The sequence below is a fragment of the Methylorubrum suomiense genome, from assembly GCF_022179765.1.
Lineage (GTDB): Bacteria > Pseudomonadota > Alphaproteobacteria > Rhizobiales > Beijerinckiaceae > Methylobacterium > Methylobacterium suomiense.
Genome location: NZ_BPRE01000007.1, coordinates 297,356 through 317,830 on the forward strand (window position 1 = coordinate 297,356; position 20,475 = coordinate 317,830).

20 protein-coding genes are annotated in these 20,475 nt (G+C 69.0%); 8 read left to right on the top strand and 12 right to left on the bottom strand.

Annotated elements, in window-relative coordinates; all coding sequences use genetic code 11:
• Window positions 1-8: 8 nt before the first annotated feature.
• From MFF26_RS13645 to MFF26_RS13680, 8 genes are all read right to left on the bottom strand, one after another.
• Window positions 9-2,951 (bottom strand): formate dehydrogenase subunit alpha, encoded by a 2,943-nt coding sequence (locus MFF26_RS13645; RefSeq protein ID WP_137829958.1) that lies wholly within the window; start codon window positions 2,949-2,951, stop codon window positions 9-11.
• Window positions 2,952-2,958: 7 nt separating this feature from the next.
• Window positions 2,959-3,204 (bottom strand): formate dehydrogenase, encoded by a 246-nt coding sequence (locus tag MFF26_RS13650; RefSeq protein ID WP_137829957.1) that lies wholly within the window; start codon window positions 3,202-3,204, stop codon window positions 2,959-2,961.
• 137 nt (window positions 3,205-3,341) lie between these two features.
• A complete protein-coding gene (locus MFF26_RS13655) occupies window positions 3,342-3,977 on the bottom strand; it encodes a TorD/DmsD family molecular chaperone (protein ID WP_137829956.1) in 636 nt (211 codons plus the stop codon).
• Between the two features lie 85 nt (window positions 3,978-4,062).
• The gene (locus MFF26_RS13660; RefSeq protein WP_137829955.1) at window positions 4,063-4,797 is read right to left on the bottom strand and encodes a DUF3306 domain-containing protein; all 735 of its coding nucleotides are present in this window, start codon (window positions 4,795-4,797) and stop codon (window positions 4,063-4,065) included.
• Window positions 4,794-5,297 (bottom strand): DUF3305 domain-containing protein, encoded by a 504-nt coding sequence (locus tag MFF26_RS13665; protein ID WP_137829954.1) that lies wholly within the window; start codon window positions 5,295-5,297, stop codon window positions 4,794-4,796. The genes MFF26_RS13660 and MFF26_RS13665 overlap by 4 nt, the downstream gene beginning before the upstream one ends.
• A gap of 9 nt (window positions 5,298-5,306) precedes the next feature.
• A complete protein-coding gene (locus tag MFF26_RS13670) occupies window positions 5,307-6,311 on the bottom strand; it encodes a DUF6352 family protein (RefSeq protein ID WP_137829953.1) in 1,005 nt (334 codons plus the stop codon).
• A gap of 4 nt (window positions 6,312-6,315) precedes the next feature.
• Window positions 6,316-6,873 carry a DUF6505 family protein gene (locus MFF26_RS13675; RefSeq protein WP_137829952.1) on the bottom strand — a complete coding sequence of 186 codons (558 nt, stop codon included), beginning with the start codon at window positions 6,871-6,873 and terminating at the stop codon, window positions 6,316-6,318.
• Complete coding sequence (locus MFF26_RS13680; protein ID WP_137829951.1) at window positions 6,870-7,616, bottom strand: biotin/lipoate--protein ligase family protein; 747 nt, start codon at window positions 7,614-7,616, stop codon at window positions 6,870-6,872. The genes MFF26_RS13675 and MFF26_RS13680 overlap by 4 nt, the downstream gene beginning before the upstream one ends.
• A 187-nt stretch (window positions 7,617-7,803) precedes the next feature.
• On the opposite strand from MFF26_RS13680, the gene MFF26_RS13685 reads away from it, so the two are divergent.
• Window positions 7,804-9,786, top strand: coding sequence for a 4Fe-4S binding protein (locus tag MFF26_RS13685; RefSeq protein WP_137829950.1), 1,983 nt, complete (start codon window positions 7,804-7,806; stop codon window positions 9,784-9,786).
• A gap of 60 nt (window positions 9,787-9,846) precedes the next feature.
• Here the strand turns inward: MFF26_RS13685 and MFF26_RS13690 are convergent, their stop codons facing one another.
• The gene (locus MFF26_RS13690) at window positions 9,847-11,124 is read right to left on the bottom strand and encodes a c-type cytochrome (RefSeq protein ID WP_137829949.1); all 1,278 of its coding nucleotides are present in this window, start codon (window positions 11,122-11,124) and stop codon (window positions 9,847-9,849) included.
• A gap of 189 nt (window positions 11,125-11,313) precedes the next feature.
• Between MFF26_RS13690 and MFF26_RS13695 the strand changes: the two genes are divergently transcribed.
• The 4 genes from MFF26_RS13695 to MFF26_RS13710 are packed head-to-tail and all read left to right on the top strand — an operon-like array spanning window position 11,314 to window position 16,176.
• Window positions 11,314-12,405: a molybdopterin-binding protein gene (locus MFF26_RS13695; protein ID WP_137829987.1), complete on the top strand. Its 1,092-nt coding sequence runs from the start codon at window positions 11,314-11,316 to the stop codon at window positions 12,403-12,405.
• Window positions 12,402-14,381 (top strand): molybdopterin biosynthesis protein, encoded by a 1,980-nt coding sequence (locus MFF26_RS13700; protein ID WP_137829948.1) that lies wholly within the window; start codon window positions 12,402-12,404, stop codon window positions 14,379-14,381. The genes MFF26_RS13695 and MFF26_RS13700 overlap by 4 nt, the downstream gene beginning before the upstream one ends.
• Complete coding sequence (mobB, locus tag MFF26_RS13705; protein ID WP_137829947.1) at window positions 14,381-14,929, top strand: molybdopterin-guanine dinucleotide biosynthesis protein B; 549 nt, start codon at window positions 14,381-14,383, stop codon at window positions 14,927-14,929. Before MFF26_RS13700 ends, mobB begins: the two co-directional genes overlap by 1 nt.
• The gene (locus tag MFF26_RS13710) at window positions 14,929-16,176 is read left to right on the top strand and encodes a molybdopterin molybdotransferase MoeA (protein WP_137829946.1); all 1,248 of its coding nucleotides are present in this window, start codon (window positions 14,929-14,931) and stop codon (window positions 16,174-16,176) included. Before mobB ends, MFF26_RS13710 begins: the two co-directional genes overlap by 1 nt.
• Here MFF26_RS13710 and MFF26_RS13715 read toward each other — a convergent pair.
• Window positions 16,158-17,162 (bottom strand): substrate-binding domain-containing protein, encoded by a 1,005-nt coding sequence (locus MFF26_RS13715; RefSeq protein ID WP_137829945.1) that lies wholly within the window; start codon window positions 17,160-17,162, stop codon window positions 16,158-16,160. The genes MFF26_RS13710 and MFF26_RS13715 overlap by 19 nt on opposite strands.
• Before the next feature lie 84 nt (window positions 17,163-17,246).
• Here MFF26_RS13715 and MFF26_RS13720 point away from each other — a divergent pair, with 84 nt between their 5' ends.
• From MFF26_RS13720 to MFF26_RS13730, 3 genes are read left to right on the top strand one after another with little or no spacing between them, the layout of a single operon-like run.
• Complete coding sequence (locus MFF26_RS13720; RefSeq protein ID WP_137829944.1) at window positions 17,247-17,942, top strand: ABC transporter permease; 696 nt, start codon at window positions 17,247-17,249, stop codon at window positions 17,940-17,942.
• Window positions 17,939-18,655 (top strand): ABC transporter ATP-binding protein, encoded by a 717-nt coding sequence (locus MFF26_RS13725; protein WP_137829943.1) that lies wholly within the window; start codon window positions 17,939-17,941, stop codon window positions 18,653-18,655. Before MFF26_RS13720 ends, MFF26_RS13725 begins: the two co-directional genes overlap by 4 nt.
• Window positions 18,628-19,461, top strand: a complete 834-nt coding sequence (locus tag MFF26_RS13730; RefSeq protein ID WP_137829942.1) for an ABC transporter substrate-binding protein — start codon at window positions 18,628-18,630, stop codon at window positions 19,459-19,461. The genes MFF26_RS13725 and MFF26_RS13730 overlap by 28 nt, the downstream gene beginning before the upstream one ends.
• Before the next feature lie 66 nt (window positions 19,462-19,527).
• Here MFF26_RS13730 and MFF26_RS13735 read toward each other — a convergent pair whose 3' ends face one another.
• A complete protein-coding gene (locus MFF26_RS13735; RefSeq protein ID WP_137829941.1) occupies window positions 19,528-19,767 on the bottom strand; it encodes a hypothetical protein in 240 nt (79 codons plus the stop codon).
• Window positions 19,768-19,799: 32 nt separating this feature from the next.
• Entirely contained in the window at window positions 19,800-20,408 is a 609-nt protein-coding gene (locus MFF26_RS13740) for a PRC-barrel domain-containing protein (protein WP_238308106.1), read from the bottom strand.
• Between the last annotated feature and the right edge of the window lie 67 nt (window positions 20,409-20,475).

Below are 20,475 nucleotides of genomic sequence, written 5' to 3' on the forward strand. Positions count from 1 at the left end.
GCTCCTCGTCACGCCGCCTTGATCTGGCACAGGGTACACTTCGTCTCCTGCATGCCCGTCACAGGATCGAAGCCGTAGGTGGTCACAGTATTCACGCTCTCACCCAGGACCACCGGGTCGGTGCCCTTCGGGTAATAGTCGCGCATGTCCTTCCCCTGGTACCAACCGGAGAAGTGGAACGGCATGAAGGCCACGCCCTTACCGACGCGATCCGTCACCAGGGCCTTCACCTTGGCCTTCGAGCTGTTCTCCGGGCCGTAGACCCAGACGAACTGGCCGTCCTTGATGCCGCGATCAGCCGCGTCGCCGGTGTTGATCTCGACGAACATGTCCTGCTGCAGCTCAGCGAGCCACGGGTTGGACCGGGTCTCCTCGCCGCCGCCCTCGTACTCGACGAGACGGCCGGAGGTGAGGATGATCGGGAAGTCCTTGGCGATGCCCTTGTCGACCACCGCCTTCTGCACCGTGAGGCCGATATTCGGCACGCGCAGTTGCCGCTCGTCGGGCCGCGTCGGGTACTTGGCCACGAGGTCGGGGCGCGGGGAGTAGATCGGCTCGCGGTGGACCGGCACCGGGTCGGGCAGGTTCCAGGCGTTGGCCCGGGCCTTGCCGTTGCCGAACGGCGAGACGCCGTGTTCCAGGCACACGCGCTGGATGCCGCCGGACAGGTCGGTCGCCCAGCTCACGGTATCAGGCTTCTCGCCGCCGATCTTGAGGATCGTGGCGCGCTCCTCCTCCGTGAGATCCTTGTCCCAACCGAGCTTCTTGAACACCCCGAAGGTGAACTCGGGGTAGCCGTCCGTCAGATCCGAACCCTTCGAGAACGAATCCTCGGCGAGCAGCGTCGCGCCGTTGCGCTCCGTGCCGAACCGGGCCCGGAAGGTGCCGCCGCCCTCCTTCACGTGAAGGTTGGTGTTGTACAGGATCGCCGAGCCGGGATGCTTCAACTCCGGCTTACCCCAGCACGGCCAGGGCAGGCCATAGTAATCGCCGCCGACTTCCGGATCGTCCTTCGGCGCCCGCAGGGTGATGAGGTCGAACTTGTGCTGATTGCGCATATGCGCCTTCAGCCGCTCCGGCGACTGGCCGCTGTAGCCCGTCGACCAACCACCGCGGTTGATCTCGCGCAGGATATCCTCCGCGACCGGAATACCGTTCTCGACCTTGATGTTCTTGCAGAGCTTGTCGGCGAAGCCGAGCTTCGTCGCGAGCTTGTAGAGGACTTCGTAGTCATTCTTGGACTCGAAGGCCGGCTGGACGATCTGCTCGCCCCATTGGATCGAGCGGTTCGAGGCCGTGCGCGAACCATCCATCTCCAGCGAGGTGCAGATCGGCAGCAGGTAGGTGTTGTCCTGCCGGGCATCGAGCGCCGCGAAGGTGGTCGGATGCGGATCGGCGACAACGAGCAGCTCGAGCTTGTTCATGCCCTCGATCGCCTCGGGCATGCGGGTCACGGTGTTGCCGCCATGGCCGAACACCATGAAGGCCTTGACCGGGCTGCGCTGGTCGATCTGCTCGGGCGGCAGGTTCACGGCATCGAACCACCGGGTCGAGGTGATGCCGGGCGCCTCCATGTTCTCCTTGCGGGTCCGGGCCTTGCGGCCCGCCTGCGCGGGAACCTCGTCGAAGCGCGATTGCAGCCACTCGTAGGGCACGTCCCAGACGCGGGCCCAGTGCCGCCAGCCGCCCTCGACGAGGCCGTAATAGAGCGGCAGCGTCGTGACATCGAGGCCGAGATCCGTCGCGCCCTGCACGTTGGTGTGGCCGCGGAAGATGTTGGCGCCGGTGCCGGGCTTTCCGACGTTGCCGGTGGCGAGGCACAAGATGCAGAGCGCGCGGACGTTGGCCGTACCGACCGTGTGCTGGGTCGCGCCCATGCACCAGATCAGCGTCGCGGGCTTCTCCTTGGCGAACTTCTCCGCCACGCGCTTGAGCTGCTCGCCCGGCACGCCGGAGACCCGCTCCACTTCATCGGGCGTCCACTTGGCGACTTCCTTGCGGACGTCATCCATGGCGTAGACGCGCTGCGCAATGAACTCCTTGTCCTCCCAGCCATTCTGGAAGATGTGCCAGAGGATGCCGTAGACGACCGGAATGTCGGTGCCGGAGCGGATGCGGACGTATTCGGTCGCGTGCGCCGCCGTGCGGGTGAAGCGCGGATCGATGACGATCATGTTCGCGCGGTTGATCTCCTTGCCCGACAGCACGTGCTGGAGCGAGACCGGATGCGCTTCGGCCGGGTTGCCGCCGAGCACGATCATCGTCTTGGCGTTGCGGATGTCGTTGTAGCTGTTGGTCTGGGCGCCGTAGCCCCAGGTGTTGGCCACGCCTGCGACCGTGGTCGAGTGACAGATGCGCGCCTGATGGTCGATCGAGTTCGTGCCCCAGAGGGCCGCGAACTTGCGCATCAGGTAGGACGCCTCGTTGGTGAACTTGGCCGAACCGAGCCAATAGACGGAATCGGCGCCGTTCTTCTCACGGATGGCCATCAGCTTGTCGCCGATTTCCTCGTAGGCCTGATCCCACGAGATCCGCTTCCACTGCCCGCCCTCGAGCTTCATCGGATATTTCAGGCGGCGGTCGGACGAGACCAGCTCGCGGATGGCCGCGCCCTTGGCGCAGTGGGTGCCGCGGTTGATCGGGCTGGCATAGGACGGCTCCTGGCCGACCCAAACGCCGTTGACGACCTCGGCCGTCACCGTGCAGCCCACCGAGCAGTGGGTGCAGACGTTCTTCTTGATGACGGTGTCCGGACCGACCGCCGAAGAGCCGGCGGCCTGCGCCTTGCGCACGGCGCCGAGTTGGATCGTGCCTGCCGCGGCGAGCGCACCGGCCGTCAGACCGGAGCGACGCAGGAAGGCGCGGCGGTCGAGAACGCCGGCGGCGAGCCCGGCGGCCACCGCCTGATGCTTGGAGCGGGACGCTTCGCCGCTTCTACGCTTAATCAGCATCGCCGCCTCACTTCGTGCCCGTGGACGCCGGGTCCATGTTCTTCTTCAAGGTCTCGTATCCGTTGGTGCGATAGAACGCCTTGACGTGGTCGCTCTCGCGGTAGCGGCTCTTGGTCTCTTCGTTGCCGGGGTCGTAGGCCTGAGCCTCGGTCGCCCCCATCGGCGACGCGACGGCCGCCGCGGCGACCACCGTGCTGCCGCCGAGTGCCCGGAAGAACTGCCGACGACCGAGCGTCTTCCCGTCCTGTCCCATCGTCCTGTCTCCCCTGGCGGAGGCTCATCTCAGATGATCCTTCCGCGTCGATTTCTGTTCCGCCCCCGAAAACGGAGGCTCGAATTTGTTCCCCGCCGTCGCTCTCCGCGACGACGATGGTTCTGGTGTTCGCCGCCTCAGCCTTCCATTGAGAAGGCTTCGGTCTCGATCTCGATGAAGGTCCGTCCAAGCTCTCCGACGGTCCGGTAGAACCGGCCCGCCTTCGCTTGTTCGAGGTCGGCGAAGAAGCGCGTCGCCCAGGGCTCGATGTGGCGCGCAAAGAAGCGGGCCTGCATTCCGGGCTCCGCCTCGAACCGACCGGACGCGAGCCCCGCCATGACCTCGAAGAGGATGGCGAGGTGATCTTCCGGCTCACTCATCGCCTCGCCCCGCTCGATGCCGAGATGGGACAAATCCTCCCGCACCCGCGCGAGGGGACGCTCGTTGAGGAAGCCGGTGAGATAGTAGGATGCGTAAGGCAGAAGCTCGCCGCGGCCGACGCCGACGAAGAGCGCGAAGAACTCGCGCTCGACCGCGTTTGCCGAGGTCGTGGCGGCGGCCCGGCTCAGATCGGACAGGTGACGGCCGAGAGCGCCCTCACCGCCTTCCAACGTTCTCAGGACATCGAGAAGCGCCACGTCGGGCGCACGTCCGAGGAGGGTCGCCAGCAGATCGTAGTGCTGCGCACGAAGCAGGTCGATATCGTCGACGACTGCGACCGACCCCGACACCCCTTCGGCAGAATGTGCCAACACCGACGCCACCGAACCCATCGTCCCTCCGGGCCCATGCCCGGACCGCTTGTTTGGACCGATAATAAAAAGCGTTTGAGTTGGCCGCAATCAGATTTTGTCAGAATTAGACCGGTATCGCGCCTCCATGTCGCCGCATGCGCGGTTCCATCGACGGAACTCTTGCCACTTCGGATTGCGCCGCCGAGGGGATCGCCGCCGTGGCTGGCCGCAACGCCTCACCGGGAACCGGTTCGTCCTCCAGGGCCACCTCGACGGGGGGCGTCGCGTCGGCCGGGGCGGGATTCGATTCGTCGATCAATTCTTCCGGGTGTTCGCCGGGAGGGGCTTTCGCTTCGGCGGGATCGCGGAACAGACGAGCGAGCATCGCCTTCACGTCGTCGCTCGGCAGAAGCGGCCCGAGACCCGGCACGCCGCCCGGCGTATTCCAGTCATAGGCGTATTCCCGCGCCTCGCTCACGAAATCGCGGATGCCGGGATCGAGCGACCACATCCGACGCAAAGCCGCGTTGCGCAGGGCCGTGGGCACGCCGGATCTCAGGAATGGCGTGAGGTCGGTCTCGGGCGTCAGCGCGTCGAGGGACGGGAGGTCTGCGAGAAGATCCGGCTCAGCATTGGCATCGGCGCCCAGCTCGGGGATCGTTTGGCGATCGTCCGGCGCCCCGCTCGCGCCATGCGGGGACGATGGGAGCGGTGAAATCGCCTGGAGTTCAACCGCTCCGTCCAAATCCCCCACGCTTGGCGCCGTGGGCGTGAGCGATGCTTCCCTGGTCGCAGTCTGCTCGGCGACCCGCACGGCCTCCTTGCGCCGGGCCCAACGGGAGAGGAATCCGTCGCTCATTCCCCCCTCCCCTCGATGCGGGCACTGCGGGCCAGGGCTTCCGGGTCGGCCCGGTCGCGCTTGCGCTTCTCGAAGATGCGCTCGATGTGAAAGGCTTCGAAGAAGGCCAGCAGCTTGGCCTGAATCTCCGGCGGCATCGGCACGGCCTCGACGATTTCGCCGATCCCCTCCGCCATCGCTTCGCCCTCGTAGGGGTCGGCCGTCACGGTCGCGATCTCGTACGTCTCCTCGCCCGTGTTGCGCAGGGAGACCCAGAGGGACGGTCGTCCGGATACGAGGTTGTCGCGGTAATGCGCGGTTTCGGCCATGTGCAGCGAAACTTCGTACGCGCCGGCATAGAAGGTCGCCTCGTCATCGGTCTCACCCAGTTGGGTCCAGGCGGGCGCGTCCGGGGCGGCGGGAAGCGCCGCGACCGGGAGCCAGGCATGGCTCGCCCACGGTCCCTTGAGGCGTCGACGGGCGACGATGATGCCGACCTCGAAGCGATCCTGCGGCGTCATGTGAAATCCTCAGGCGGCGCGGTCGAGGGCCAGGGGCAGGCCGACGACGAGGTTGTGCGGCTTTAACGTCACGGTCTTCTGGGCGTTCATGGCGAGCAGAAGATAGACCGGCCTCTCCCCGACCCGCGGATCGACGCGGGCCTGATCGGCGAAGGTCAGGGCGAAGACGGCCAGGAGTCGCTCGCGGGCGGCCGCATCGAGTGCGTCGCCGTTCCACAGGGCATTGCCGATCCGGGTGGCTTCGGCGTCGAGCCCCACGAACCAGCGCCAGTCCGGATCCTCCAGTCCGTCGCGCAGTTCGACGCGGATCGCGGTGTTGAGCAGATGGCCGACATAGGCTTCGATGGCGCGGGCCAGCCCGGCGCGCGCTTTGGCGCTGTTCAGGTTCAAGGCCATCGTGAACGCGTCGGACCGGCTCCAGTAGGTCCAGGCGTTGTCGTCGTTCAGCACGTCGAGTTCGTTGGCCGCTTCCTTGCCGAGCATGGAGACGAGGGGCGAGAGCGGGGAGGATCCCTCACGCGCCTCGATCACCTCGGCATCGGCGAGCAGCACCGCACCCTCGTGCAGGCTGACCCGTTGCGGGCGGAAGAACAGCTCGGCCGCTCGCAGGACATGCGGGTCGTCGCAGCCGTCGAGCGCGTTGCGCAGGATCAGGTGGCAGAGCTGGTTCAGGAACAGACCCGGCACGTTCTGCAGGCCGCCGCGCACCAGGGCGAGATAGGCCGCCTCCACCGAGCGGGCGGCGAGCAACCGATCCCGGAAGGCGAGCATCACCTCCCAATTCTCGCGCGCATCCGCGTCGGCGATGGCGCGCAGATCCTCGGCCGAGACCGGGCGGCGGGGCTCGGCCATCAACGATGCGTGCAGCGCCCGTTCGGCGGCGCAGGCCTCGTCCGGCGGCATCAATTCGGGCCGGGCGAGATAGGCGAGGATCAGTTCATCCGTGACGGCCAACCCGCCGCCTTCGTGGCGTTGCGTCAGGTGGTGGCCACTCGAAACCCAGAACTCGGTCATCGTGTCAGCGTCCCGGAGCGGCGTCGCGGAGGAGCCCGACGAGGTCGGCCTCTTCCTCGGCGGCGTCCTCATCGGTCTCTATGAAATGGAAGGCCCGGGCATGCAGCGGGTCGGCACCCGGCGCCCGTTGGTGAAGCGTGCGGAAGTTCTCGCGGATTTCCCCGCCTTCCGCAGTGCGGTGCAGCGCGACGACGCTGCCGACCGGCAGATGGCAGAGCGAGGCCGACACGGCGATCTCCTCCTCGGCGGCGCCGCGCGCCGCCGCGAGGTCCGGCGCTCCGAACCGCTCCAGGATGTGGCGCGCGAGGTCTTCCACCGCCGCCGCACGTTCGGCCGCGCTCGCCTCGCTGACCACGACCAGGGTTGAAAAGCCGAGGGAGCGCACGCCGACGAAGCCGGATCGGAACGCCGCCCGAGCCTTGCCGGTCAGCGTGTCGGGATCGGCGTCGAGAAACAGGAACGAACCGGTCACCGCCCACTCGCCGGGTTCGGCGGCGTCCGCGAAGACGAAGGTGTCGGAGGGGTCGAGCCGCAGGGTACGCGGCAATCTCAAGCCGCTCACAGCCGCACCGTCCCGGTGTAGGGGTCGCGCCAAGCGGGCACGTCCAGAACGGGCTGGAGCGGCCACGATTCGACCTGTGCATCCGGCCGGTGCAGCCTCAGATCGCCCACGGCGTCGATCTCTACGCGAGCGCCCGGCGGCAGGACGAGGTGATCAAGATACCGCTGCGCCAGAACCGAGAAACCGTCCTCGCTCCAGATCTCGAACGCCTTGGTGAGAAGCCGAGCGAAGCTCTCGGCGAGGGGCCCGGCGAGATCGGGCGGAAAGCCCTCCTCCTCCAGCGAGGTGGAATCGGGCGTCAGCCCCGGATCGCCCGCATGGCGCTTCGAGGCGATGAGGCTCGCCGAGAACACGAGCCAATCCGGAACGGTGTCCTCACGGCACCCATCGGGCCAACCGAGCCGGCCACCGCCGAGGCGCCCCTGGTTAAAGTGGAGAGTGTCGGGCCAAGCGATGACGACAGGAATTTCCGGCGGGCCGAAGCCGCCGATGGCCTCGGCCATCGCCCACATTCCGGCAAACAACGCGCGGCGCGCGGGCGCCAGCGGCTCGTCCGGGGCGAGCACCACGGCAAGGGTCACGGTTCCGTCGCGTTCGCCGAGCAGCAACGTGCCCGGCTCCGCGCCCTCCTCGGCACTGCGGCAGGCCTGCGCATGCACGTCCGCAGCCGGCTCTGCCATGCGGGCGGTGAAGGCCGGTGGAAGGATGAGGTCCGCCGGGCGGTCCTCGGAGATGGAAATCATCAGCAATCGTCTTCGGGGCTGCGGCGTCGCGTCCGCACCCTGGGCCGTGAGCCGAGCCATGGCTCGTAGTTTGGAATCGGTATGAGTATATGAAATGAAGGTCCCTCCGCGAAGGGGCCACCCATTGAAGCAGTCAGGTTCCCCCGTGTCCGATCGTCTCGTGTTCGCCTGTTCCTGCGAGAGGACGATGCCGCTCGATACCGCCAGCCTGGAGAAGGGCTGCGGCGGACGTCTGACCACGGCCGATCAGCTCTGCGGCCGCGAGCTCGATCGGTTTCGGCAAGCCCTCACGGGATCGTCGCCGATCACCGTCTCCTGCACGCTTCAGGCGCCGCTGTTCGACGAGGTGGCCGAGGAGATGGGCGCGGAGGGCCGCGTCGCCTATGCCAAGATCCGCGAGACGGCCGGCTGGTCGTCGGAGGCCGCACGCTCCGGTCCCAAGATGGCGGCTCTCCTCGCCGCGGCCGCCGAGCCGCTGCCGACGGCCGGCACGGTCCCGATGGAGAGCCGCGGCGTCGCCCTCATCTACGGCCGCGACGAGGTTGCGGTCGAGGTGGGCAAGCGCCTCGCCGAGCATCTCGACGTCACGGTGCTGCTTTCGCGCCCCGGCGCCGTGGCGCCGCTCCATCGCAACGAGTTTCCGATCCTCAAGGGCACGGTGCGAAGCGCGAAGGGCCATCTGGGCGCGTTCGAACTGCGCATCGACGACTACGCGCTCCCGGCCCCTTCCTCACGCACGCAGCTCGATTTCGGCGTGCCCCGCGACGGCGCGACCTCGACCTGCGATCTCGTGATCGATTTCACCGGCGGCACGCCGCTGTTTCCCGCGCATGAATTGCGCAGCGGCTACCTTCGGGCCGATCCGCGCGATCCGGTCGCGGTCGAGCGCGCCGTCACGGCGGCGTCCCACCTCGTCGGCGAGTACGACAAGACCCGCTTCGTCGAGTTCCGCGCCGAACTCTGCGCCCATTCGCGCTCGCGCATCACCGGCTGCACCCGCTGCCTCGACGTGTGCCCCACCGGCGCCATCGCTTCCGCGGGCGATAGCGTCGCGATCGACCCCTATATCTGCGCCGGTTGCGGCAGCTGTGCCGCCGTCTGCCCGACGGGGGCGGCCGGTTATGCTCTGCCCCCGAGCGACGCGCTGATGCGGCGGCTGCGCAGCCTGATGCGCGCCTATCGCGCGGCAGGGGGGACGGAGGCCGTCGTCCTGTTCCATGACGGCGAGCACGGCGAGCCGCTGATCGACGCGCTCGGCCGCTACGGCGAAGGGCTTCCGGCCAATGTCCTGCCGGTGCGGGTCAATGAAGTGACCCAACTCGGCCCGGAAGTGTTCGCCGCGCTCTTCGCCTACGGCGCCGCGGGCGTGCGGCTGCTCGCCCGTGCCCGGCCGAAGCACGACCTCGACGCCCTCCACCGCACCATCGCCCTCTCCGAGACGCTGGCGGAAGCCCTCGGCTACGGCTCCGGTCTGGTCGCGGCGATCGAGACCGACGACCCCGATGCCCTCGGCGCGGCGTTGCGGAATCTCACTCCGGGGCGCACGGCCGTCACTGCCGCGGGTTTCGTTCCGGATGGCGGGAAGCGGGAGATGCTGCGCCTCGCCTTCCGCGAGATGCATGCCGCCGCGCCCGTGCCGGTCGATGCCGTGCCGCTGGCCGCCGGAGCGCCGTTCGGCGGATTGAACTTCCGCGTGGACGATTGCACGCTTTGTCTTTCCTGCGTCGGCGCCTGCCCGACGCATGCCCTCACCGACAGCACGGACCGTCCGCTTCTCGCCTTCGAGGAGAGCCTGTGCGTCCAGTGCGGTCTGTGCGCCGCGACCTGCCCCGAGAACGTGATCGACCTGAAGCCTCAGATCGATTTCGTCGCTTGGGCCGCCCCGCGCCGGATCGTGAAGGAGGAAGAGCCCTTCGCCTGCATCGCCTGCGCCAAGCCATTCGGCACCCGCGCCAGCATCGAGCGGGTGATCGACAAGCTGCGTGACCGCCATTGGATGTTCACGGGCGAGGCCGGCGAGGCCCGGATCCGCTCTCTGATGATGTGCGACGATTGCCGCGTCGAGGCTGCCCTGAACCAGGGTTTCGATCCCCACGCTCCAGAGCGGGCGAAACCGCGCACCACGGAAGACTATTTCCGTGAGCGTGAGACGAGCGGCCCGGCCTCCTGAGACGGCGCGGAAACGCGCCGTCCCTTCGGAAGCGACGGTGACGGGCCAAAGGCCCTCCCGTTACCGGGTCGCCTTCTCGAGGAATTGCATCAGCGCTTCGCGATCCGCAGCGCTGTTGATCGTCTGCTCGGGCATCCGTGTGCCGGGCGTGTAGCGCGCGGGGCCGACCTCGAACAGGCGGGCCACGGTTTCCGGCGTCCAGACGATGTCCATGCGCTTCAAGGCGTCGGAGTACCGGTAATCCGGCAGGCTGGCGATGCGACGGCCGAAGATCCCGGCGAGCGTCGGGCCGGCGCGGGGTCCCTCGTCGGCTTTGAGGGAATGACAGGCCACGCAGGCGCGGAACACCTCGGCCCCGCGCTCGCCGTGGAAGGCCGCCAGCGCGTCGACGGGCCGTGGCATGGCGAGGGGACCGATCGGCGCACCGGTCGCCGCGTCCCAGCGGCGCACGAGGCGGTCGCCGCCGCCGGTGATCAGTTCCGAGCCGTCGGGGCGCCATGCCACCGACCAGACCGGCAAGCCGGGCCCGATCAAGGTGTAGAGAACCTGCGCCTTCGCTCGATCGATCACCGCCACCGTTCCGCCCGCTCCGGCGGCGGCGATTCGCGTTCCGTCCGGCGACAGAGCGAGGGCGATCACCGGCGCCGGTCCGAGTTCCACCGGGGCGCGGACGCCGCCTGCCTGATCGAGAAAGCGCACCGTCGCATCGGCCCCGGCGGCAGCGATCTCCCCATCGGACGCGACGGCGAGGGCGCTGACGGCACTCGGCAGCGTCACGTTGGACAGCGGCTCGCCCTCGGCCGACCAGATCCGCACGGTCGCGTCGGCACCGGCCGTGACGACGCGCCCATCGGTGAGGTAGGCCACCGCATTGACGTTGCCCCGGTGCCCCTCGAGGCTTCGCGCGGCGCCGCCCGCCAAAGGCCAGAGGCGGGCGCTGCCGTCCCAGGCGGCGGAGGCGAGGCTCGTTCCGTCCGGGGCGACCGCGAGGGCCGCGACGGGCCCGGCATGGCCCTCCAGCACGCGCTCGGGCTCCGCAAGGCCGAGCCGCCACAGGGCGATGCGACCGTCCTCCGAGGCGGTGGCGAAGCGTCCGTCCGGCAGCACCGTGACGGCGTTCACGGCCCCCTCGTGAAAGCGAAGTACGGAGAGGGCCGTGCCCGTGTCGAGCCCCCAGACGATGGCTGCCTGATCGAACCCACCGGAAATGGCGAGCCGCCCATCGCCGGTCACGGCGAGCGCCCGCACCGGTCCACCATGGCCCCGCATCTGGGCGTTGGCCGGCCCGACGAGGGCAACCGCAAGGGTGAAGGCGAGGAGCGATAGCAGTTTGGGCATCGGGGCACGGTCGAGCGAGGGCGCGGGACCATAACCAGACACCCGTCGACTGTCAGCGCGAGGCGGGTGGGCCGCGATGTCCCAGCCGCTCCCCACATGCTTGATCATCCGGGAGGGATGGCGCATCGCTCGGTGCATGAGACGATCCCCCCGTCGATCCATTCGGTCGCGCGTTCGGGCGCCACGATGATGCGGGCTGCCTCCGCGGCCTTGATGCCGCTCGTCGAGGCCCGCGCGCTTCTGCTCGCGCTCGCAGGCCCCGTCCCGAGCGAGGCGATTCCTCTGTCCGATGCTCCCGGGCATGTCTGCGCGGAGCCGGTGCTTGCGCCCCGCGATGTTCCGGAGCGGAGGCGGGCGTCGCGCGATGGCTACGCCGTGGCGGCAACCGAGCTCGGCGGGGCATCGCCCTACGCCCCGGTGCGGCTGCTGGCGACACCGTTCTGGGTCGAGGCCGGAGACGACCTTCCGGACGGTACCGATGCCGTGCTTCCGCCCGAGGGGCTGGAAGGGCGCGATGCCGTGTCGGACGTCTTCGTCCATGAGGGCGTGCGGGAGCGCGCCGACGATGTGTCGTCGGGAGATGTCGTGGTCGCGTCAGGCGAGCGGATCGCGTCGCGTCATGTCCTCGCCCTCGCGCTTTGCGCCCTGTCGGAGATCCGGGTTCGGCGTCCGCGCGTGACGCTGATCGTCACCGGAGCGCCCGGACCGGAGGCCTTGTCCGCCTTCCTGACCGCCGCGATCGCCCGGGAGGGCGGTACGGCCAGGACCGTCGCCGTGGCGGATTCGGAGGACGCCATCGCCGCGGCAATCCTCGACACGGACGCCCATGCCATCCTCGTTCTGGGCGGCACCGGATTCGGCCGTACCGATCGCAGCGCTGCCGGCCTTTCCCGCGCTGGCCGGATCCTGGCGCACGGAATCGCTCTGCGACCCGGCGAGACCTCAGGAATCGGCGTGGCGGGCGGGCGGCCCGTGATCCTGGTGCCGGGTTCACCCGAGGCGGCGATGGCGGTGTTTCTGACGCTCGGGCGCCCGCTGATGACGGCCCTGTCCGGTGGTGTTCCTCCCATCTCGAGGCGGGCGCGGCTGCGCAGAAAGATTGCCTCCGGTATCGGCTTGAGCGAGGTCGTGTTCGGGCGCCATGGCGCAGGGGAGGTCGAGCCGCTCGGGAGCGCCGATCTGCCGTTGCGCGGACTGATCCGGGCGGATGCCGCCGTGCTGGTGCCGCCGGAGCGTGAGGGCTATCCCGAGGGAACCGAGGTCGAGGTTCTGGACCTGTGAGCGAGCCCCGCGAAACCGAGGATTTCGTCCGTCGCCTCACGGCGGCGGCCCGCCAGGAGCAATTCCTGAGCGTCGCGACCCAGGACGAGGCGCATGCCGCCTTCCGGGCCGCGGTGCCCCACGCCGCCTTGTCGGCCGAAACGGTGCCGCTCGCCGAGGCGCTCGGTCGAGTGCTGGCGCAGGACGTGGCCTCGCCGATCGACGTCCCACCCTTCGACCGCGCCCTGGTCGATGGGTTCGCGGTGCGCGCTGCCGACGCCGAGGGCGCGGGTGCGGCGCGGCCCCGACGCCTCGCTTTGAACCGCGAGATCCTCGCCTGCGGCGTCTCCCCGTCTCTCTCGGTTGCACCCGGAACCGCGACCCCGATTGCCACCGGCGGCGTGATCCCGCGCGGGGCCGACGCCGTCGTCATGGTGGAGCACACCGAGCTCGACGAGGCGGCGCTCGCCATCGATCTCTCGGCGCCGGTCCGGCCCGGTCAGTTCGTCGGTTATGCGGGTGCCGATATGGCGCTGGGCGAAACGGTGCTGCGGAAGGGGCTGCCGATCACGGCCCGCGAGATCGGGATGCTCGCGGCCTGCGGTCTCGCCGCCGTGCCGGTGGTGCGCCGTCCCAGCATCGCGATCCTCTCGACCGGCGACGAATTGGTCGCCCCGGGCGCGACGCTTCCGCCTGGGTCGATCTACGATTCGAACGGAGCCATCGTCGCGGCGTCCGTGACCGAGAACGGGGGCGAGCCGGCTCCGTTCGGTATCGTGCGCGACGACGAGGCGGCGCTCGAACAGGCCCTGCGCGAGGCCATCTCCGGGCACGACCTCGTCGTCCTATCCGGAGGCACCTCGAAGGGGGCGGGCGACGTGTCCCACCGCATCCTCGACCGCCTGGGCGCTCCCGGTATCCTGGTTCACGGCGTGGCGCTCAAACCCGGCAAACCACTCTGCCTCGCGGTGGCGGCCGGGACGCCGGTCGTGGTTCTGCCGGGTTTTCCGACCTCGGCGATGTTCACCTTCCATGAATTCGTCGTGCCGCTGATCCGTGCGCTCGCGGGGCTGCTGCCGCGTGAGGAGACGGCGGTGGCGGCCCGCGTGCCGCAGCGCGTCCCGTCCGAACTCGGCCGCACCGAATTCGTGATGGCCTCGCTCAGCCGTGGCCCCGATGGCCCGGTGGCCCTGCCGCTACCGAAAGGATCGGGCTCGGTCACGGCCTTCTCGCAGGCCGACGGCTTCTTCGCGATCCCGGCCCCCCGGTCCGGGCTTGAGGCGGACGAGGCGGTGTCACTGGTGCGCCTGGGCGCGGGCGTGCGGGCGCCGGACCTCACCATCGTCGGGAGCCATTGTGTCGGACTCGACCGGCTCGTGGGGCTGCTGGCCGACCGAGGCTACCGGGCCCGCACTGTCTGGGTCGGGTCGGCCGGCGGCCTCGCGGCCCTGCGGCGCGGGGAGTGCGATCTGGCAGCCATGCATCTGCTCGATCCCGAGACGGGCCTCTACAACGCGCCGTTGCTCGATGCCGGAATGAGGCTCGCTCCCGGCTGGCGGCGCCTGCAGGGCGTGGTGTTCCGGGCCGGCGATGGCCGCTTCGAGGGCCGTAAGGCCGCAGATGGCGTCGCTGCCGCCCTCGCGGACCCCGATGCCGTGATGGTCAACCGCAATGCCGGTTCCGGCACGCGCCTTCTCATCGACGGTCTGGTCGGAGGTGCGCGGCCCACGGGCTTCTGGAACCAGCCGCGCTCGCACAATGCCGTTGCGGCGGCCGTCGCGCAGGGACGGGCCGATTGGGGCGTCGCCATCGCCAGCGTGGCTGACGCCTACGGCCTGAACTTTCTGCCGTTGACGGAGGAACACTACGATTTCGCCTACGCCGCCGGAGCTGAGGATCGGCCAGCCCTCGCGGCCTTCCTCGCCCTGCTCAGGACATCGGAAGCGGCCGCTGTTCTGGAAGCGCTCGGCTTCACACCTGCGGGGGACGCCCCATGATGGCGCCAGGATCGCGCGGCTTGCGGGTGATCGGACTTGCCGGTTGGAGCGGCGCCGGCAAGACCACGTTGCTGGCCAAGCTGATTCCGGTGCTGGTCGCCCGCAGGGTTCGCGTCGCGACCCTGAAACACGCCCATCACCATTTCGATGTCGATCATCCGGGCAAGGATTCGCACACCCACCGGCAAGCGGGTGCGAGCGAGGTCATCGTCTCCTCGTCCCGACGCTGGGCGCAGATCCGCGAGGTCGGCGAGGGTGAGGAGGCGCGCCTGCCCGATCTCCTGCGACGCCTGACACCGGCGGGCATTGCCCTGGTCGAAGGCTTCAAGCGCGAGAGTCATCCGAAGCTCGAAATCTTTCGTCAAGGCAACGGACGACCGCCGCTCCATCCCGACGATCCGCGCATCGTCGGCATCGCCAGCGACGTCCCCTTCCCGGAAGCCGGTGTGCCCGTCATCGATCTCGACGACGTGGAGTCCATTGCCGATCTCGTGCTCGCCCGCGCCGAGCCCCTGGAATCGGTGCTCGCTCGCCTGGAGATTCCGTGATGGCGCAGCTCACCGACGATTGCTTCGCGTTCGGCGGAAAGCTCCTTCCGCTCGAGGAGGCGGTGGCGCAGATCGCCGAGCGCTTCCCCGTGATCGCCGGCAGCGAAACCGTGCCGCTGGCACAGGCGGACGGGCGTATCGCCGCCGAGGATGTGTTTGCGAAGCACGCGCTGCCGCCCTTCACCAATTCCGCGGTCGACGGATATGCCGTGCGCCACGCCGACCTGACCGCGGGGGGAGAGACCGTGCTGCCGGTGACCGGCCGCCTGCCCGCGGGCGCCCCGGCGGACGCGGAATGGCCGGGGGGCGCGATCCGCATCTTCACCGGCGCGCCGATGCCGCCCGGCGCCGACACGGTGTTCATGCAGGAGGACGTCCGTCGCGAGGGCGAACGCGTCGCTCTGCCGCCGGGGCTGAAACTCGGCGCCAATGCCCGGCCCGCGGGGGAGGATCTGCCTCAGCATGCGCTGGCGATCCCCGCCGGTCAGCGGCTACGCCCGCAGGATCTCGCACTCGCTGCCGCCACCGGTCATGCGACCATCCCGGTGAGGCAGCGGCTGCGCGTGGCCTTGTTCTCGACCGGCAACGAACTCGCCGAACCCGGAGCCGACTTGCGCCCGGGCGCCATCCACGACTCGAATCGCGTCCTGCTGGCGTCCCTCCTGGCGCGGCTCGGTTGCACCGTGTCCGATCTCGGCATCTTGCGGGACGATGCCACGACCTTGCCGGATCATCTCGCCCGCGCGGCGCAGGACCACGATCTGATCCTCACCTCCGGCGGCGTCTCGACCGGCGAGGAAGACCACGTGAAGGCGGCGGTCGAGACGCTGGGCCAGCTCGTTCTGTGGCGCTTGGCCGTCAAACCGGGCCGACCGGTGGCGGCGGGACTCGTCGGCGGAACGCCCTTCGTCGGCCTGCCGGGTAACCCGGTCGCCGTCTACGTGACGCTGCTCTTCGTGGTGCGCCCGCTCCTGGCGCGGCTCGGCGGCGCGCGCAACGAGGCCCCTCTCGCCTATCCGGTGCGGGCGGGCTTCGCCTACAAGAAGAAACAGGGCCGCCGGGAATTCGTGCGCGTGAATCTCGTCCGGGACGGAGACGGCCTGGTCGCAACCAAATACCCCCGCGACGGGGCGGGCGTGCTGACGTCGCTTACCGGCAGCGATGGATTGGTCGAACTGCCCGACGATGCCACCGGTGTCGTGCCGGGCGACAGCCTCGCCTTCTACCCTCACGCTTTGCTCTGGTGAGCCGCCGGCGGCGCGTAGCCCGGGGCCGATTGGGCGCGCTTCAGGATCTGCTCCCGTAACGGGGCCAGACGCTCCGGCGGCAGCGTCGCACGAACCACGAGGTGATAGGTCTCCCAGCCGAGCGGGCGGAAGTCGAGGGTGAAGCGCTCGGCCACGGCACGGGTCCCCATCCCGACATCCGCCGCGCCCGTGGCGATGAGGGCCGCCACCGCCTGATGCGTGAACTCTTCCGTGTGATGCCCGACGATCGAGTCGAGCGGCACGCCCGCTTCCCGGCACAATCGTTCGAACCAGATGCGGGTGCCCGCGCCACGCTGCCGGTTGACGAACCTAGCTTTGCGTTCGGCAATACTGGCGACGTCCGTCAGACCGAGGGGGTTGCCCGGCGCGAACAGCAATCCCTGCTCCCGCCGGAACAGCGATTCCACGGACCATTCGGGATCCGAGAACAGGATGTCGAAGGGGGCCGGGGGTGGTCCCTCGGCCCCGTAATGGAATCCCGCGGCATCGACCGCACCTTCGCGCAGCCGTGCCAACGCATCGAGGCTGCCGGCGATCATCAGATCGATGTCCCGACGCGTCTCGAGAGCGTCCAGCAACAGAGGATCGTGGCTTGCCGCGAGCCGGATGCGCGCCATTCCGGGTTCCAAGAGGCGACGCAGCCCATCGGCGAGGGCCATCTCTTCGGCAGCGAGAGCGGGCCCGAGCCGGACCTGCGACGCTTTCAGCAGGGCGAGCAGACCGTTTCCGAGCGGGGTCAGCGCGCTGCCATGGCCCTTGGTCTTCACCGCCGCCGGGCGTCCGAGCGCGTGCTCGAGGGCTGCGAGCTGGCCCCAGGCCGAGCGGTAGGAGATGCCGAGTTCGCTCGCGACGCCTTGGAGGGAGCCGCTGCGGTCGAGCGCTTCCAGTAGGGCTTGAGTCGGCGCGAGGGGGATGTCGGCCCGACCTCCACCGGCGCGGCCGTCGATCCGGAGGCTCACCCTCATATGCAAGCCCTTTCCTATTGATTTAATCGCTAGGGACGTAGCATCCGGCGAAGCATGGCGCATCCCTCGGCGCCGGCTTTGTCGATGACTGAGACCTTCCACGAGACGCTGATCCGCCTCTGGTCCCTCGACCGCGACGTCGTCGCGATCGCGTGGCTCTCGCTGCGCGTCAGTCTCACGGCAGTCGGCATCGGCCTTGCGCTCGGTGTTCCCCTCGGTGCCCTCGTCGCCGTTGCCCGCTTTCCCGGACGCGATGCGCTGGTGGCCCTGCTCAATGCCTTCATGGGCCTGCCGCCGGTCATCGTCGGGCTGGTCCTCTACCTCGTCCTGTCGCGCTCCGGCCCGTTGGGAAGTTTCGGCCTGCTCTTCACCCCCGGCGCGATGATCGCGGCTCAGGCGGTGCTCGCCACGCCCTTGGTCGCTGCCCTGTCGCGACAGGTGGTGGCGGATGCCGAGGCCCATCTCGGCGAGCAGCTGCGCTCGCTGCGCCTCTCCGCCCCGCGACGGGCGATGGTGCTGATCTTCGATGCCCGCTTTTCGCTGGTGACGACGGCGTTGGCGGCGTTCGGCCGGGCGATCTCCGAAATCGGTGCAGTGCTCGTCGTCGGTGGCAACATCGACGGCCACACGCGGACCATGACGACGGCGATCTCCCTGGAGACGCAGAAGGGCGACCTCAGCCTCGCCCTGGCCCTCGGCATCGTGCTCATGGGCCTCGTCGTCGCCGTCAATGCCGTCGCCGCGTTCCTTCGAAGTCATGCCGCGAGGGCCTACGGATGACGGTGCCGCCGGTCATTCGACTCGACGACGTGCGTCTCGCGCTCGACGGACGATCGATCCTCGACGGTCTGACATTCGCCGTGCCCGCCCGCGGCGTCACCGCTCTGATCGGGCCGAACGGCGCCGGCAAGAGCGTGACACTCCGGGTGATCGACCGCTTGCTCTGTCCCGATTCCGGCACCCTGCATGTGGCTGCGGGCCGCTCGGCCTTCGTCTTCCAGCGCACCGCCCTGGTGCGGGCGAGCGCCGCCACCAACGTTGCCCTGGCGCTGGCTCCCCTCGGGCTTTGCCGCCGGGAACGGGCGGAGCGCGTGGCGTCGGCCCTGGCACGGGTCGGGCTCGCCGATCGTGCGGGGGATGCCGCGACGCGCTTCTCGGGCGGTGAGCAGCAGCGGCTCGCTCTCGCCCGTGCCTGGGCCCTGCGCCCCGCGCTGCTGCTGCTCGATGAGCCGACGGCGAGCCTCGACCCGACCGCGACCGCCATCGTCGAGGATCTCGTGGCCGAGATGGCCGAGGCCGGCACTACCGTGCTGCTCGTCTCCCACAATCTCGGGCAGGTCGCTCGCCTCGCCGCCCGCGTCGTCGTGCTCGATGGAGGGCGCGCCGTGGAACAGGGCCCGACCCGCTCGATCCTCTCCTCCCCCCGAACGCCCGAAGCCCGGGCCTACCTGACCGGAGAACTGCCTTGGACTTCCTTCGCCGCGGCTTCCTGACCCTCGGTCTCCTTGCCGGCTTCGCAGTCGGCGCTCCGGTTCATGCCGATCCGCAATCCATCGTCGTCGCCTCGACGACCTCCACCGAACAATCGGGCTTGTTCAAGCACGTCCTGCCCCTGTTCCGGGACAAGACCGGGATCGAGGTGAAGGTCGTGGCGCTCGGCACGGGCCAGGCCCTCGACGCGGCCCGCCGGGGCGACGCCGACGTGGTTTTGGTCCATGACCGCCCGGCGGAGGATAAGTTCGTCGCGGAAGGGTTCGCCAAGGCGCGCCAGGACGTGATGTACAACGACTTCGTCGTGGTCGGTCCCGCATCGGACCCGGCCGGCATCAAGGGCGCCGATGTCCAGACTGCGTTCCGTAAGCTCGCCGAGACCAAGTCTCCGTTCGTCTCACGGGGTGATCGTTCCGGCACGCACAGCGCCGAATTGCGGGCCTGGAAAGAGGCTGGAATCGACCTCGCGGCCGTCAAAGGCGATTGGTATCGCGATGTCGGACAAGGCATGGGCCCGGCCCTCAACACGGCCTCGGCGCTCAACGCCTACATTCTGTCCGATCGCGGCACGTGGCTCTCGTTCAAGAACCGCGGCGAACTGACGATTCTGGTCCAGGGCGACCCGCGCCTGTTCAACCCCTACGGCGTGATGCTGGTGAACCCCGAAAAGCATCCCAACGTGAAGGTGAAGGAGGGTCAGGCATTCATCGATTGGCTGGTCTCACCCGAGGGGCAGACGGCGATCGCGAACTACAAGATCGGCGGCGAGGCCCTGTTCTTCCCGAGCGCCGGCAAGGCGAACAAATAATCCGTCGAGCGCCGTTGGTGTCAGCATGAAGAGGCCGCCGTCGAAGGCGGCCTCGACTGTGCGATCTTACGATCGCGGCGGTCCCGATTGCCGCCGCCGGGCGAAAAGCCAGAGGCCAAGAGCGGCAAGAGCGATCAGCAGGCTGATCCAGACCCAGTTGAAGTCGATCGCGGCGGCGGTCGCCGCGGGCGAGCTCGAACCGGACGGTCCCGACTCCGGAATCGGCGGCGCCGGATTCATCTGCTGCGCCAGCCCTTGATGGACCGTCAAAGCCCAGAACGGCACGGCGGTGGCGATGGCCCGCATGGGACCTCCCGTTTTGCTCTCGGTCGGACGCATCAATCTGCCTTGAAGGTGAAGGCCGGCGCATCCTGAAGCTGCGCCTTCGTCAGCCGAACCTCGGCATGAACGATCTTATCGCCCGCCAGCACGGTCGCGGGATGCTTGGAAGGACGCTGCGGCTCGACGGACCCGGTCGCGTCGGTCACCCGGCCGCTATGCTGGTTCTGGACGGCACCGAGAACCTCGTTGGAAGTCTGCGAACCGGGCATCGTCTCCGGCCCCGCCTTGTCCGCAGCCTTCTGGCTCGGCGCCTCGTCCACCTTCACCACCGAGGACGGCCCGCTGGTCAGCGAGACATCGCCGGTGTTCCAAGAGAGTTGATCGAATGGAACGGCGACGGACTTCTCACCCAAGCCGAGGAAGCCGCCGACACCGATCACCACAGCCCGGATCTGACCCGAGCCGTCGAGGAGGACATCCTCGATTTCGCCGACCCGGACGTGATCCATGCCGATCACAGGAACGCCCACGATCTTCGAACCGCGCACCGTTCCGGCCGGGCTCGTGGTCATGAAGGGCGCTGCGGGCTCGGCATAGGCGGGCGCGCCCCATGGAAGCGCGAGTCCGAGTGTGAGGGCGAGGCAGGTCAAGGCGTTGGAACGCACGGAGCGTCTCCGAAGTCGATGGATCGGCAAGGTCCAGCGACAACGTTAGACACGCGGCAGCAGTTCA

What these genes read in the sequence shown, in the direction of transcription:
- mobB (WP_137829947.1), top strand. Translation starts at nt 14,381, where the DNA reads ATGGCGCCAGGATCGCGCGGCTTGCGGGTGATCGGACTTGCCGGTTGG.
- MFF26_RS13645 (WP_137829958.1), bottom strand. Translation starts at nt 2,951, where the DNA reads ATGCTGATTAAGCGTAGAAGCGGCGAAGCGTCCCGCTCCAAGCATCAG.
- MFF26_RS13690 (WP_137829949.1), bottom strand. Translation starts at nt 11,124, where the DNA reads ATGCCCAAACTGCTATCGCTCCTCGCCTTCACCCTTGCGGTTGCCCTC.
- MFF26_RS13735 (WP_137829941.1), bottom strand. Translation starts at nt 19,767, where the DNA reads ATGCGGGCCATCGCCACCGCCGTGCCGTTCTGGGCTTTGACGGTCCAT.
- MFF26_RS13725 (WP_137829943.1), top strand. Translation starts at nt 17,939, where the DNA reads ATGACGGTGCCGCCGGTCATTCGACTCGACGACGTGCGTCTCGCGCTC.
- MFF26_RS13720 (WP_137829944.1), top strand. Translation starts at nt 17,247, where the DNA reads ATGACTGAGACCTTCCACGAGACGCTGATCCGCCTCTGGTCCCTCGAC.
- MFF26_RS13685 (WP_137829950.1), top strand. Translation starts at nt 7,804, where the DNA reads ATGCCGCTCGATACCGCCAGCCTGGAGAAGGGCTGCGGCGGACGTCTG.
- MFF26_RS13655 (WP_137829956.1), bottom strand. Translation starts at nt 3,977, where the DNA reads ATGGGTTCGGTGGCGTCGGTGTTGGCACATTCTGCCGAAGGGGTGTCG.
- MFF26_RS13650 (WP_137829957.1), bottom strand. Translation starts at nt 3,204, where the DNA reads ATGGGACAGGACGGGAAGACGCTCGGTCGTCGGCAGTTCTTCCGGGCA.
- MFF26_RS13680 (WP_137829951.1), bottom strand. Translation starts at nt 7,616, where the DNA reads ATGATTTCCATCTCCGAGGACCGCCCGGCGGACCTCATCCTTCCACCG.
- MFF26_RS13715 (WP_137829945.1), bottom strand. Translation starts at nt 17,162, where the DNA reads ATGAGGGTGAGCCTCCGGATCGACGGCCGCGCCGGTGGAGGTCGGGCC.
- MFF26_RS13665 (WP_137829954.1), bottom strand. Translation starts at nt 5,297, where the DNA reads ATGACGCCGCAGGATCGCTTCGAGGTCGGCATCATCGTCGCCCGTCGA.
- MFF26_RS13670 (WP_137829953.1), bottom strand. Translation starts at nt 6,311, where the DNA reads ATGACCGAGTTCTGGGTTTCGAGTGGCCACCACCTGACGCAACGCCAC.
- MFF26_RS13695 (WP_137829987.1), top strand. Translation starts at nt 11,314, where the DNA reads ATGCGGGCTGCCTCCGCGGCCTTGATGCCGCTCGTCGAGGCCCGCGCG.
- MFF26_RS13710 (WP_137829946.1), top strand. Translation starts at nt 14,929, where the DNA reads ATGGCGCAGCTCACCGACGATTGCTTCGCGTTCGGCGGAAAGCTCCTT.
- MFF26_RS13660 (WP_137829955.1), bottom strand. Translation starts at nt 4,797, where the DNA reads ATGAGCGACGGATTCCTCTCCCGTTGGGCCCGGCGCAAGGAGGCCGTG.